General features: G+C 67.4%; 5 protein-coding genes. 4 read left to right on the forward strand and 1 reads right to left on the reverse strand.

The window, feature by feature from the left end; all coding sequences use genetic code 11:
• The first annotated feature begins 5 nt into the window (after positions 1 to 5).
• Positions 6 to 869, forward strand: a complete 864-nt coding sequence (locus MHEC_RS08215; RefSeq protein WP_048892756.1) for a MerR family transcriptional regulator — start codon at positions 6 to 8, stop codon at positions 867 to 869.
• Between the two features lie 170 nt (positions 870 to 1,039).
• Here MHEC_RS08215 and MHEC_RS24835 read toward each other — a convergent pair whose 3' ends face one another.
• Positions 1,040 to 2,641, reverse strand: coding sequence for a serine/threonine-protein kinase (locus MHEC_RS24835; protein ID WP_053094033.1), 1,602 nt, complete (start codon positions 2,639 to 2,641; stop codon positions 1,040 to 1,042).
• Positions 2,642 to 2,814: 173 nt separating this feature from the next.
• Between MHEC_RS24835 and MHEC_RS08225 the strand changes: the two genes are divergently transcribed.
• The 3 genes from MHEC_RS08225 to acpS all read left to right on the forward strand — a co-directional run bounded on the left by MHEC_RS08225 (position 2,815) and on the right by acpS (position 13,720).
• Positions 2,815 to 3,528, forward strand: coding sequence for a glycoside hydrolase domain-containing protein (locus MHEC_RS08225; RefSeq protein ID WP_048892757.1), 714 nt, complete (start codon positions 2,815 to 2,817; stop codon positions 3,526 to 3,528).
• A gap of 540 nt (positions 3,529 to 4,068) precedes the next feature.
• Positions 4,069 to 13,299 (forward strand): type I polyketide synthase, encoded by a 9,231-nt coding sequence (locus tag MHEC_RS08230; protein WP_048892758.1) that lies wholly within the window; start codon positions 4,069 to 4,071, stop codon positions 13,297 to 13,299.
• A 28-nt stretch (positions 13,300 to 13,327) separates the two neighbouring features.
• Positions 13,328 to 13,720 (forward strand): holo-ACP synthase AcpS, encoded by a 393-nt coding sequence (gene acpS, locus MHEC_RS08235; RefSeq protein WP_048892759.1) that lies wholly within the window; start codon positions 13,328 to 13,330, stop codon positions 13,718 to 13,720.
• The last annotated feature ends 75 nt before the right edge of the window (positions 13,721 to 13,795 follow it).

Here is a 13,795-nt window from a genome sequence, read left to right on the forward strand (position 1 = left end):
AAGCTGTGGCTGAGCAGTTGCTGATCGGCGACGTCACGGCCCTGACCGGGATTGCGCCGGGCCGCATCCGCCATTACCAGAAAATCGGGCTGCTGCGGGCCGATCACCTGTCCAACGGCTACCGGGTCTTCGACGTCGAGCAGGTGCTTGACCTGTTGCGCGTCGATCTGCTGCGCAGCCTGGGTGTGAGCATCAAGGACATCCAGCGATTGGCTCACCAGACCGCTCTGGTCGATATCCTTGCCGAGCACCGTGCATCGCTGGTGGCCCAGCGTGACCGGTTGGAGCAGTTGATCGCTGCCATCGACGCTGCTACCGATATTGCCGACGCCGACGTGAACGAATGCATCCTGCGGCGGCTCGCAACCTCGCATCGGCACAGCATTGGCGTCATCGGGCGGTTGAGCGCTCCGTTGTCTCCGGCAACCGCCGCGATGTACGCCGATCTCTTCAATGAGTGGCAGCTGCCGGTTCCCGCGCTGTTCGGGCAGATGCCGTTGCCGCCGGCGGCCAGCACGCTGCTGGAGGAGCTCGCTGAGACACCGGGGCGTGACGTGTTGTTCACCCGGCTGCGCCAACTCGCTCGAGACGTCGTCGCGCTCGGCGAAAAGGACGCCGCCGCAACCCAGCTCGCCCAGGCCTGGATCGAGCAGCAACTGGCCGACCCGCTGCCCGACGACGTGGTCACCGTGCTGCGCGGCGTCCAACCGTTGCTCGAGCGTGACCCCGTCATCGTCCAGGGTTTCCGCACCTGGGCCGCGTCGATCACCCCTGCGGCAGCCCATTTCATCGACGAGATGGCACGGGAGACTGCGCGCCGCGGGCTGGAGACCGTCAGTGTCATCGTGTTGCCGCCCGCCGAGCCCTGACGCTGATGTGCTGATCTTTCGTTTTTAAGGCCGGCTCCCGGGGAAGGCCGCCGGGGCCATGTTCTGCAAATCAGCGACGCCGCTGATCGTCTCTGCCACCCATTGGCTTTGCCAGTCGCCGCACAGCGTTCGCGCCAACCGCGATGACGCAGTGTCCGAGGTGGCGCCGGTCACCCGCCAGCGGGCTCCCAGGCGAATCCTCCAGGGGTTCCCACACAACTGACGGGTGCGCCCGAATTCGAAATGGTCGTCGCGCCCGTCTGCTGGGGACTGCAGGGCATGCCGACGGCTGGGCGGCTGTCGATGCCGGCCACAGGGGCCGTCGGCGATGACGGCATGGTCGTCGGCGGTCTCGTTGTCACGGACGGTGTTCTCACGGTCGCTACCTGCGACGGAGTGGTGGTCGTCGGCGCAGGCGTGCCGATTGTCGGCGGCGGGGTGATCGCGGGCAGGGGAGCGGGGGCGCTGGACACCGAGGTGACGGTCACCGGCATCGGGGCTGCGGGCGGGGCGCTGGTCGCTGCGGGTGGTGTCTCGACATCGGTTGGCGCGCGGTGGAACCCAGAGCGTGAGTGCAGCGCCATGACGACGACGAAGCCGATCAGCACGACCCCGACGGCGAGGACGACTGGCACGGCTCGGGGCATCAGACGCCCCCTGGACGCCACTGGTCTGTCATCGGTCATCGCACCGGATATCGCGGGTTCCGGGGACGTCACGGCATCACCGATTTCCGCGTTGGGCATCGGCTCGCTCGGGGCGGGACCATGGTTGTCCGCAAGATCCGCCGGAGCCGGCACGGATGGTGCGACCGCCGCGCCCTGAGTGTCTGATCGCTCAGCCACACCTGGTGGGTGGGTGGCAGCGGCGTCAGTTTCAGGATCGGCGGGTGCGCCGGTGGCAGGCGGTCCGGGTGCGGTGGCGAGCACAGATGGTTCGCACTGGCCGGCCCTAAGCGCGTCGGCGAAGTCTCGGCATCGTGGGAACCGCTCATCGGGAGCCTTGGCAAGGGCACGCGAAATGGGCTGGTCGAACGGCGCCAGCTCTGGCCGCACATCACCTGGCAGCGGCGGTGATTCGTTGAGATGCTTGCTAATCACCACCGCGGGATTGCCGTGAGCGAACGGCGGCGAGCCCGTCAGGAGATGAAAAGCGGTACACGCCAGGGCATACTGGTCGGTCCGGCCGTCGACTGAGCTGTCCATCAGCTGCTCCGGCGCGCCATAACTTACGCTGCCGACGGTCAAGTTCGTCGCTGTCAGACCGTTGATATCGTCGATCTGGGCAATACCCAAATCGGCCAGCACGATTCGTCGTTCGTCGGCACAGGGCCGGGTGATGAGGATATTGCCCGGCTTCACACGCCGGTGCAGCAGCCCGTGGTCGTGCGCGTAGTCGAGGGCATGAGCGATCCCGGTGACAATCTCGACCACCAGGTGGGGCGGCATGCCCTTCGGATAGCTCTCGCTGACCAGCTGAGCCGCAGTGGTGCCGTCGATGTAGTCGACTGAAAGCCATAGCCGTTCGTTGCACTCACCACGGTCGTGCAGTCCGACGATGTGCGGGTGCCACAGCGCCGCCGCCAGGTCGGACTCCCGGATGAACCGCGCGCGATACTCGGGGTCGGCCGAGACCTCCTCCGAAAGGATCCGCAGCGCGTGACGGCGCGGCAACCTCGGATGTTCCGCCAGATATACCTCGCTGGCCGGCCCGCTGCCCAGCAGCCGAACAATTTTGAACCCGGCAGCTGTCGCACCATGGGCCAGCGGCATGGGGAGGATCGTAGCGAGCGGCGTGTGAGGTCAAAGTGCCGGTGCACGCGAAAAACCGGCCCCGCTTCCGCTCACCGCAGCCCGGCGCGACGGCGCGCTGCCGACATAATTGATTGATTTGAGGCCAGTGGCGTTAATGTGACAGTTGATACGTTTGTCGTACTCTGTGACACGTGTCGATCTCCCGGCGTGACGTGCTCAAACTCGCCGCAGCGACGCCCGCTCTGCTGGGCCTGGGCGCGGCGGTGAGCTCGGCTCCGGCTATGGCCAGCCCGCTGGGAATCTTGCTGGACTATGCGGCCGGAGTTATCCCGGCCAGCGAGATCAAGGCCGCTGGCGCGGTGGGCTCGATTCGGTATGTGTCCGATCGCAGGCCCGGCGGAGCGTGGATGCTCGGCAAGCCCATCCAGCTCGACGAGGCTCGCGACCTGTACCGCAACGGGCTCAAGATCGTTTCCTGTTACCAATACGGCAAGCAAGAGACCGCTGACTGGCTGGGTGGGCAGAACGCCGGCGTTCTGCACGCCAAGCGTGGCTGGCAGCTGCACCAAGCCGCCGGTGGCCCCGTCGGAGCACCGATTTATGCCTCGATCGATGACGATCCCTCGTATCAGCAGTACAAACAGCAGGTAGCGCCCTATCTGCGAGGCTGGGAGTCAGTGCTGGGCCATCAGCGGGTCGGCGTCTACGCCAACTCCAAGACGATCGACTGGGCGCTGCAGGATGGCTTGGGCTCCTATTTTTGGCAGCACAACTGGGGCTCCCCCAAAGGGTTCACCCACCCCGCGGCCCATCTACACCAGGTCGAGATCGACAAGCGCACCGTCGGCGGTGTGGGCGTCGACATCAACCACATTCTTAAGCCGCAGTTCGGCCAGTGGGACTAGGGTGGGGCGACACCCTGGCCACGGAACCGGGCACCCACATCTGACTCACGAGTAGGGTCCCAGCAAACTTCTGACGCGATGTCGGCAGGCGCGATTTTTGGCGGCGCCCGGCGGCCGCGCTCGCAGATCCGATCCGTCACCCGCAGCACGGCCGAAATTTTTAACATAACGATTACGTAACAATACTGCCTTGATCTGCGCCGTTGTGGCTACTCGACCGTAACCACCTGCATCCAGGACGTTTGTCTCGCCAGTCCTCGACGCCCGATATGCATGGTGTTACCCACAACACCGTTACCCATGCGTAGAACTCACCAGTAACCGCTCAGCACACAAAATCGGCACAGCCCCTTATGACACTCTTATTGCAACCGATGGAGTCGTTGCGGCCCTCGATGCCGACGAGCGGTCCGCCGATGACGCATCGGCCGGCTGGGATTCGGCCGGGTTCGACGGGGAATGACGACACGCTGGCCGGGCAGCGCGGGACTACGCCGGAGACGCGATACACACGGGACGCCACAGGGAGACAGGTACAAGGTGACGATCTACGAGCACGACAGGGTGTCCGCCGACCATGACGGCAACATTTCGGAGGTCGTCCGCGGCGCCCACGCTCTGGTTGATCGCCTCTCCGCGGGAGAGCCGTATGCGGTCGCGTTCGGGGGGCAGGGCAGCGCCTGGTTGGAGACGCTAGAAGAGCTGGTGTCCTCCGCCGGGATCGAATCCGAATTGGCGACCCTGGTGGCCGAGGTGGACCTGCTGCTCGAGCCCGTCGCCCAAGAGCTCGTGGTGGTGCGTCCGATCGGTTTCGAGCCGCTGCAGTGGGTGCGGGCACTTGCGGCCGAAGACCCGGTTCCCTCGGCCAAGCAGTTGACGTCGGCGGCCGTGTCGGTGCCCGGTGTGCTGCTGACCCAGATCGCCGCCGTGCGTGCCCTGGCGCGCCAGGGCATGGATTTCGCTGCGACGCCGCCGGTCGCCATCATCGGGCATTCACAGGGCGTGCTGGCCGTCGAGTCGGTGAAGACAGCCGGCGAACGCGACATTGAGCTGCTGGCCTTGGCGCAGCTGATCGGTGCGGCCGGCACGCTTGTAGCGCGTCGGCGCGGCATCTCGATCCTGGGTGACCGCCCGCCGATGGTGTCGGTGACCAACGCCGACCCCGAGCGCATCTATGCCCTGCTCGAAGCATTCGCCCAAGATGTGCGGACGGTGCTGCCGCCAGTGCTGTCCATCCGCAATGGTCGGCGTTCGGTGGTGATCACCGGAACTCCCGAACAGCTGTCGCGTTTCGAGCTCTACTGCAAGCAGATTTCCGAAAAGGAAGAGGCCGACCGCAAGAACAAGGTTCGTGGCGGCGACATCTTCGCTCCCGTCTTTGAACCGGTGCAGGTGGAGGTCGGTTTCCACAGCCCGCGACTGGCTGACGGGATCGACATCGTCGGCGGCTGGGCCGAGAAAATCGGCATCGACGTCGAATTGGCCCGCGACATGACCGAAGCCATCTTGGTGCGCCAGGTCGACTGGGTGGACGAAGTCGTGAGCGTCCACGAGGCCGGGGCGCGCTGGATTCTTGACCTGGGTCCGGGCGACATCCTGACCCGGCTGACCGCGCCGGTGATTCGCGGCCTGGGTGTCGGCATCGTGCCCGCGGCCACCCGCGGCGGTCAGCGCAACCTGTTCACCGTCGGCGCCGTTCCCGAGGTGGCGCGGCCGTGGTCCAGCTACGCGCCCTCGGTGGTGCGCCTGCCGGACGGGCGGATCAAACTGTCGACCAAGTTCACCCGGTTGACCGGCCGATCGCCGATCTTGCTGGCCGGCATGACACCGACCACCGTCGACGCCAAAATCGTTGCCGCAGCCGCCAACGCGGGGCACTGGGCCGAGCTGGCCGGCGGCGGGCAGGTCACCGAGGAGATTTTCCAGAACCGCATCGAGGAGATGAGGGGACTCCTCGAACCCGGGCGCACCTTCGAGTTCAACGCGCTGTTCCTCGACCCCTACCTGTGGAAGCTGCAGGTCGGCGGAAAACGGTTGGTGCAGAAGGCCCGCCAGTCCGGCGCGCCGATCGACGGCGTGGTTGTCAGCGCCGGTATCCCGGAACTGGAGGAAGCTGTCGAGCTCATCGACGAACTGGGCGGCATCGGCATCAGCCACGTGGTGTTCAAACCGGGCACGGTCGAGCAGATCCGCGCGGTGATCCGCATCGCCACCGAGGTGCCGACGACGCCCGTCATCATGCACATTGAAGGTGGCCGTGCCGGGGGCCATCACTCCTGGGAAGACCTCGACGACCTGCTGTTGGCCACCTACTCCGAGCTGCGGTCGCGGCCCAACATCACGGTCTGCGTCGGCGGCGGCATCGGCACGCCGGAGCGGGCGGCCGAGTATCTGTCCGGCCGTTGGGCCGAGCCCTACGGCTTCCCGCTGATGCCGATCGACGGCATCCTGGTCGGCACGGCAGCGATGGCCACCAAGGAGTCCACCACCTCGCCGTCGGTCAAGCGGATGCTGGTCGAAACCCAGGGCACCGACCAGTGGATCAGCGCCGGAAAAGCCCAGGGCGGCATGGCTTCTAGCCGCAGCCAGCTCGGTGCCGACATTCACGAGATCGACAATGCCGCCTCGCGCTGCGGTCGGCTGCTCGACGAGGTCGCCGGTGACGCCGAGGCGGTCGCCAAGCGCCGCGACGAGATCATCGCCGCGATGGCCGGCACCGCCAAGCCGTACTTCGGCGACGTGGGCGAGATGACCTACGCGCAGTGGTTGCGGCGCTACGTCGAGCTGACCATCGGTGACGGCAACTCGACCGCCGACACCGCGTCGCCGGGCAGCCCGTGGCTGGCCGACACCTGGCGTGACCGCTTCGAGCAGATGCTGCAGCGGGCCGAGGCGCGTCTGCACCCGCAAGACCATGGCCCGATCGAGACCCTGTTCTCCGACAAGCAATTGCTGGAGCGGCCCGACGAGGCGATCGCGACTCTGCTGCAGCGCTATCCCGACGCCGAGAGCGTGCAATTGCATCCGGCGGACGTGTCGTTCTTCGTCACACTGTGCAAGACGCTGGGCAAACCGGTTAACTTTGTGCCGGTCATCGACAAGGACGTGCGCCGCTGGTGGCGCAGCGATTCGCTGTGGCAGGCCCATGACGCGCGTTACGACGCCGACCAGGTTTGCATCATTCCTGGCCCGACATCGGTCGCCGGCATCACCCGGATGGACGAACCCGTCGGCGAGCTGCTCGACCGTTTCGAGCAGGCGGCGATCGACGAAGTGCTGGCGAGCGGCGTTGAACCGAAGCCGGTTACCGCGCGGCGCGTCGGCCGCACCGACATCACCGGTCCGCTGGCCGTCGTTCTCGATGCCCCCGACGTGTTGTGGGCTGGTCGCACCATGACCAACCCGGTGCATCGCATCGCCCATCCCGCCGATTGGCAGATTCACGACGGGGCCGAAAAGCTGCGTGCGACACACTCGTCCACCGGGGCGAGGCTTGCGGTTGATGGCGAGCACGTCGTCTTGAGCGTGCCGATCTCGGGCACCTGGATCGACATCCGATTCACGTTGCCGCCCAACACCGTTGATGGTGGCATGCCGGTCGTGTCAGTCGACGACGCCACTGCCGCCATGCGTCGGGTGCTGGCCATCGCCGCCGGCGCGGACGGCCCCGAAGAACTGCCGCCGGTACATGAGGGCACCGCCACCGTCGCGGTGACCTGGGACCCGGAGCGGGTCGCCGACCATACCGGGGTCACCGCCACTTTCGGTGAGCCGTTGGCACCCGGGCTTTCCACCGTGCCCGACGCGCTCGTCGGCCTTTGCTGGCCCGCGGTGTTCGCGGCCGTCGGCTCGGCGGTCACCGACACCGGTGCCCCGGTGCTCGAGGGCCTGCTGAGCCTGGTGCACCTGGACCACGCAGCGCATCTGCTCGACCGGCTGCCGACCGATCGGGCCGAATTCATTGTCACCGCAACGGCTTCTGCGGCCGTCGACACCGAGGTCGGCCGGGTTGTTCCGGTGTCGGTGACCATCGCCCATGGCGGCACCGCGGTGGCCAAGCTCGAAGAACGGTTCGCGATCCGCGGCCGCACCGGCGGAGCGGAACTGGCCGACCCGCTGCGAGCCGGTGGCGCAATCTCCGACAACGCCACCGAGACCCCGCGGCGCCGTCGCCGTGACGTCACCATCACCGCACCGGTCGACATGCGGCCGTTCGCGGCTGTCTCCGGTGATCACAACCCGATTCACACGGACCGGGCGGCCGCGCTGCTCGCGGGGCTGGAATCCCCGATCGTGCACGGCATGTGGCTGTCGGCCGCCGCACAACACGTCGTGACCGCCACCGACGGCCAGGCCCGACCACCGGCCCGCCTGGTCGGCTGGACAACGCGTTTCCTCGGCATGGTGCGGCCGGGCGATGAAATCGATGTCCGCGTTGACCGGGTCGGAATCGACCAGGGCGCAGAGGTTTTAGAGGTCGCCGCCCGGATCGGCCCGGATCTGGTGATGTCGGCGACCGCCCGGCTGGCCGCTCCGAAGACCGTCTACGCGTTTCCCGGTCAGGGTATCCAGCACAAGGGCATGGGCATGGAGGTGCGGGCCCGGTCCAAGGCGGCCCGCAAGGTGTGGGACGACGCGGACAAGTTCACCCGCGAAACCCTGGGCTTCTCAGTCCTGCATGTGGTGCGCGACAACCCGACCAGCATCATCGCCTCCGGTGTGCACTACCACCACCCCGACGGTGTGCTGTATTTGACCCAGTTCACCCAGGTGGCGATGGCCACCGTGGCGGCGGCTCAGGTCGCCGAGATGCGAGAAGCCGGCGCGTTCGTCGAGGGCGCGATCGCCTGCGGGCACTCCGTCGGCGAGTACACCGCGCTGGCCTGCGTGACCGGCATTTACGAGCTGGAAGCATTGCTGGAGATGGTGTTTCACCGCGGCTCGAAGATGCACGACATCGTGCCGCGCGACGAGTTGGGCCGCTCCAACTACCGGCTGGCCGCGATCCGGCCGTCGCAGATCGACCTCGATGACGCCGACGTCCCGGCATTTGTCGCCGGGATCGCCGAGCGCACAGGCGAATTCCTGGAGATCGTCAACTACAACCTGCGCGGCTCGCAGTACGCGATCGCCGGAACGGTCCGGGGCCTGGAGGCTTTGGAAGCCGAGGTGGAGCGGCGCCGCGAAATCACCGGCGGCAAGCGGTCTTTCATCTTAGTGCCCGGCATCGACGTGCCGTTCCATTCGCGGGTGCTGCGCGTCGGTGTGGCGGAATTCCGCCGCTCGCTGGACCGGGTCATGCCGCGCGACAAGGATCCCGACCTGATCATCGGGCGCTATATCCCCAACCTGGTGCCGCGGCCGTTTTCGCTGGACCGCGACTTCATCCAGGAGATCCGCGACCTGGTGCCGGCCGAGCCGCTGGACCCGATTCTGGCCGACTACGACACCTGGCTGCGGGAGCGGCCGCGGGAAATGGCGCGCACCGTGTTCATCGAGTTGCTGGCCTGGCAGTTCGCCAGCCCGGTACGCTGGATTGAGACCCAGGATCTGCTGTTCACCGAGGAAGCGGCCGGCGGTCTGGGTGTGGAGCGGTTCGTCGAGATCGGGGTGAAGTCCTCGCCGACCGTGGCCGGGCTCGCCGCCAACACTCTCAAGCTGCCCGAATATGCCCACAGCACAGTTGAAGTGCTCAACGCCGAGCGGGACGCCGCGGTGCTGTTCGCCACCGACACCGATCCCGAGCCCGAGGAGGCGGCTGAGCAGGATTCCGGCACGGCCGTTCCGGCCTCATCGGAGCCGGGGCCCGAGTCCGATGTCGTCCCTGCCGTCGCTCCGGCTACGGCCGGAGCTCCGTCAGGTACTCCACGCCCCGACGACATTCCGTTCGACGCCGCCGACGCCACGCTGGCGCTGATCGCGCTGTCGGCCAAGATGCGCATCGACCAAATCGAGGAACTCGACTCCATCGAGTCGATCACCGACGGCGCGTCCTCCCGGCGCAATCAGCTGCTGGTCGACCTGGGCCAAGAGCTCAACCTTGGCGCCATCGACGGCGCTGCCGAAGCGGACCTGGCCGGACTGCGGTCGCAGGTCACCAAACTCGCTCGCACGTATAAGCCATTCGGTCCCGTGCTTTCCGACGCGATCAACGACCACCTGCGGACGGTTCTCGGGCCATCCGGTAAACGGCCCGCCGCCATCGCCGAGCGGGTCAAGAAGACCTGGGAACTCGGCGATGGCTGGGCCAAGCACGTCACCGTCGAAGTCGCGTTGGGTACCCGGGAGGGCACCAGCGTGCGCGGTGGCGCGCTCGGGCACCTGCACGAGGGCGCACTCGCCGACGCGGCAGCGGTCGACAAGGTCATCGACGCTGCGGTGACATCGGTGGCCGCGCGCCGCGGTATCACGGTGACGTTGCCGTCGTCCGGTGGCGCCGGGGCGACCGTCGATGCGGCCGCGCTGAGCGAATTCACCGAGCAGATCACCGGACGCGACGGCGTGCTGGCGTCGGCGGCGCGTCTGGTGCTCAACCAGCTGGGGCTGGACGACCCGGTCACGGTGGCCCCCACGGCAACCGACGCCGAACTGATCGACTTGGTCACCGCCGAGCTCGGCGCCGACTGGCCGCGGCTGGTGGCCCCGGTGTTCGACGCCAGGAAGGCCGTCGTCTTCGACGACCGCTGGGCCAGTGCACGTGAGGATCTGGTGAAGCTGTGGCTGGCCGACGACGACGAGATCGAGGCCGACTGGGCGCGGCTTTCCGAACGGTTCGAGGGCACCGGCCACGTTGTCGCCACCCAGGCCACCTGGTGGCAGGGCAAGGCGCTGGCCGCCGGACGCACCATCCACGCGTCGCTGTATGCCCGCATCGCCGCCGGCGCGGAAAACCCCGACAAGGGTCGCTACAGCGACGAAGTCGCGGTGGTGACCGGCGCATCGAAGGGCTCGATCGCCGCCTCGGTGGTGGCGCGGCTGCTCGACGGCGGTGCCACCGTCATTGCGACTACCTCCAGGCTCGACGACGAGCGGCTGGGTTTCTACCGCTCGCTGTATCGCGACCACGCCCGCTACGGCGCCGCACTGTGGGTGGTGCCGGCCAACATGGCGTCGTATGCCGACATCGACGCCCTAATCGAATGGATTGGCAGCGAGCAGTCCGAAAGCCTTGGGCCGCAGTCGATTCATATCAAGGATGCGCAGACCCCAACGCTGCTGTTCCCGTTCGCGGCGCCCCGCGTCGCCGGTGACCTGTCCGAAGCTGGCTCACGCGCAGAAATGGAGATGAAAGTACTGCTGTGGGCCGTTCAACGGCTCATCGGCGGGCTGTCGAAGATCGGCGCGGAACGCGACATCGCGTCGCGCCTGCACGTCGTGCTGCCTGGCTCGCCCAACCGTGGCAGGTTCGGCGGCGACGGCGCCTACGGCGAAGCCAAGTCCGCGCTCGACGCGGTGGTGGCGCGCTGGCACGCCGAATCTTCGTGGGCGCAGCGGGTCAGCCTGGCGCACGCGCTGATCGGCTGGACGCGGGGCACCGGGCTGATGGGCCACAACGACGCCATCGTTGACGCTGTCGAAAAAGCCGGTGTGACAACCTATTCCACCGATCAAATGGCCGACATGTTGCTGAACCTGTGCGACGTTGAGTCCAAGGCCGCCGCCGCTCGCGCGCCGCTCAAGGTCGACCTGACCGGCGGGCTCGGTGATATCGAGTTGGACATGGCGGAGCTGGCCGCAAAGGCGCGCGAACAGGCCACGACTCAAGCGGCTGTCGACGAGAAGCCGGCGGGCACCATCGCCGCGCTACCCGGCCCGCCGCGCGGGTACACCCCGGCGCCGCCGCCGGATTGGGACGACCTCGACGTCGACCCGGCCGATCTGGTGGTCATCGTCGGTGGTGCCGAACTCGGCCCTTACGGGTCGTCGCGCACCCGCTTCGAGATGGAGGTCGACAACGAACTGTCGGCTGCCGGCGTGCTCGAGCTGGCCTGGACGACCGGACTGATCCGCTGGCACGACGACCCCCAACCAGGCTGGTACGACACCGAATCCGGTGAGCTCATCGACGAATCCGAGCTCGTCGAGCGCTACCACGACGCCGTGGTGGAACGGATCGGGATCCGCGAGTGGGTCGACGACGGCTCGATCGACCCCGATCACGCCTCGCCGCTTTTGGTCAGCGTGTTCTTGGACAAGGACTTCACGTTCGTGGTGTCCAGCGAAGCCGAGGCGCGGGCGTTCGTGCAGTTCGACCCGGAGCACACGCTGATCCGGCCGGTCCCCGATTCCACCGACTGGCAGGTCACCCGCAAGGCCGGCACCGAAATCCGGGTCCCGCGCAAGAACAAGCTGTCGCGCACCGTGGGCGGCCAGATCCCCACCGGGTTCGACCCGACGGTGTGGGGGATTCCGCCGGACCTGGCGAGCTCGATCGACCGGCTGGCGGTGTGGAATATCGTCGCGACCGTCGACGCATTCCTGACCGCCGGGTTTACGCCCGCAGAAGTGATGCGCTACGTGCATCCAACCTTGGTGGCGAACACCCAGGGCACCGGCATGGGCGGCGGCACGTCGATGCAGACCATGTATCACGGCAATCTGCTCGGCCGGAACAAACCCAACGACATCTTCCAGGAAGTCCTGCCGAATATCATTGCCGCGCACGTGGTTCAGTCCTACATCGGCAGTTACGGTGCGATGATCCACCCGGTCGGCGCGTGCGCGACGGCCGCGGTGTCGGTCGAGGAGGGTGTCGACAAAATCCGGCTGGGCAAGGCCGAGCTGGTGGTGGCCGGCGGGCTGGACGACCTGACCTTAGAGGGCATCATCGGGTTCGGTGACATGGCGGCGACCGCCGACACCGAGATGATGCGGGCTAAAGGCATCAGCGACTCGAAGTTCTCCCGCCCCAACGACCGGCGCCGGCTGGGCTTCGTCGAGGCGCAGGGCGGCGGCACCGTCCTGCTCGCGCGCGGGGATCTTGCATTGAAGATGGGCCTGCCGGTGCTGGCGGTGGTGGCCTACGCGCAGTCGTTCGGCGATGGTGTACACACCTCGATCCCGGCCCCGGGGCTCGGCGCGCTGGGTGCGGGCCGGGGCGGCAAACAGTCGCCGCTGGCGCGCTCGCTGGCCGAGCTCGGTGTCGGCGCCGACGACATCGCGGTGATCTCCAAGCATGACACCTCGACGCTGGCCAACGACCCGAACGAAACGGAATTGCATGAGCGGCTTGCTGATTCGCTCGGTCGTTCGCCGGGCGCCCCGCTGTTCATCGTGTCGCAGAAGAGCTTGACCGGGCATGCCAAGGGCGGCGCCGCGGTATTCCAGATGATGGGGATGTGCCAGATACTGCGCGACGGCGTCATCCCGCCCAATCGCAGCCTGGACTGTGTCGACGACGAGCTGGCCTCCTCCGCGCACTTCGTGTGGGTGCGTGACACGCTGCGCCTCGGCGGGAAATTCCCGCTGAAAGCCGGACTGATCACCAGCCTGGGGTTTGGCCACGTGTCCGGGTTGATTGCGCTGGTGCACCCGCAAGCGTTCCTGGCCGCGCTCAGCCCCGAGCAGCGCGCGGACTACCAGCGGCGCGCCGATGCCCGCCTGCTGGCCGGTCAGCGTCGGCTGGCCTCGGCGATCGCCGGCGGTCCGCCGATGTACGAACGGCCCGCCGACCGGCGCTTCGACCACCGGGCACCGGAGAAGCCGCAGGAGGCGGCGATGCTGCTGAATGCGGGCGCGCGGCTTGGCGACGGCGACGTCTACCTCCCGTGAACCGCGTCATCGGTTAGCGTGGCCAGCCGTGGGCATCGTCGGTGTGGGAATCGATCTGGTCTCCATCCCTGATTTCGCCGAGCAGGTCGACCGTCCCGGAACGGTGTTTTCCGAGACGTTCACACCCGGTGAGCGCCGCGACGCCTCGGACAAGAGCTCGTCAGCGGCCCGCCACCTTGCGGCGCGGTGGGCCGCCAAGGAGGCGGTGATCAAGGCGTGGTCGGGGTCGCGGTTCGCCCAGCGGCCGGTGCTGCCGGAGGGCATCCATCGCGATATTGAGGTGGTCACTGACATGTGGGGCCGGCCGCGAGTGCGGTTGAGCGGCGCGATCGCGAAGCATCTGGCCGATGTGACGATCCACGTGTCGTTGACCCACGAAGGCGATACCGCTGCAGCGGTGGCCATCCTCGAGACCCCCTGAGCGGGGTCTGCCCGCCACACACCGGGGGCCGCTGGCAGTTTGTGCCCGCTCGCGAGAGGGTGTGCCGCGACTAGC

It is taken from the genome of Mycobacterium heckeshornense, assembly GCF_016592155.1.
Taxonomy (GTDB): domain Bacteria; phylum Actinomycetota; class Actinomycetes; order Mycobacteriales; family Mycobacteriaceae; genus Mycobacterium; species Mycobacterium heckeshornense.

What these genes read in the sequence shown, in the direction of transcription:
- MHEC_RS24835 (WP_053094033.1), bottom strand. Translation starts at nt 2,641, where the DNA reads ATGCCGCTGGCCCATGGTGCGACAGCTGCCGGGTTCAAAATTGTTCGG.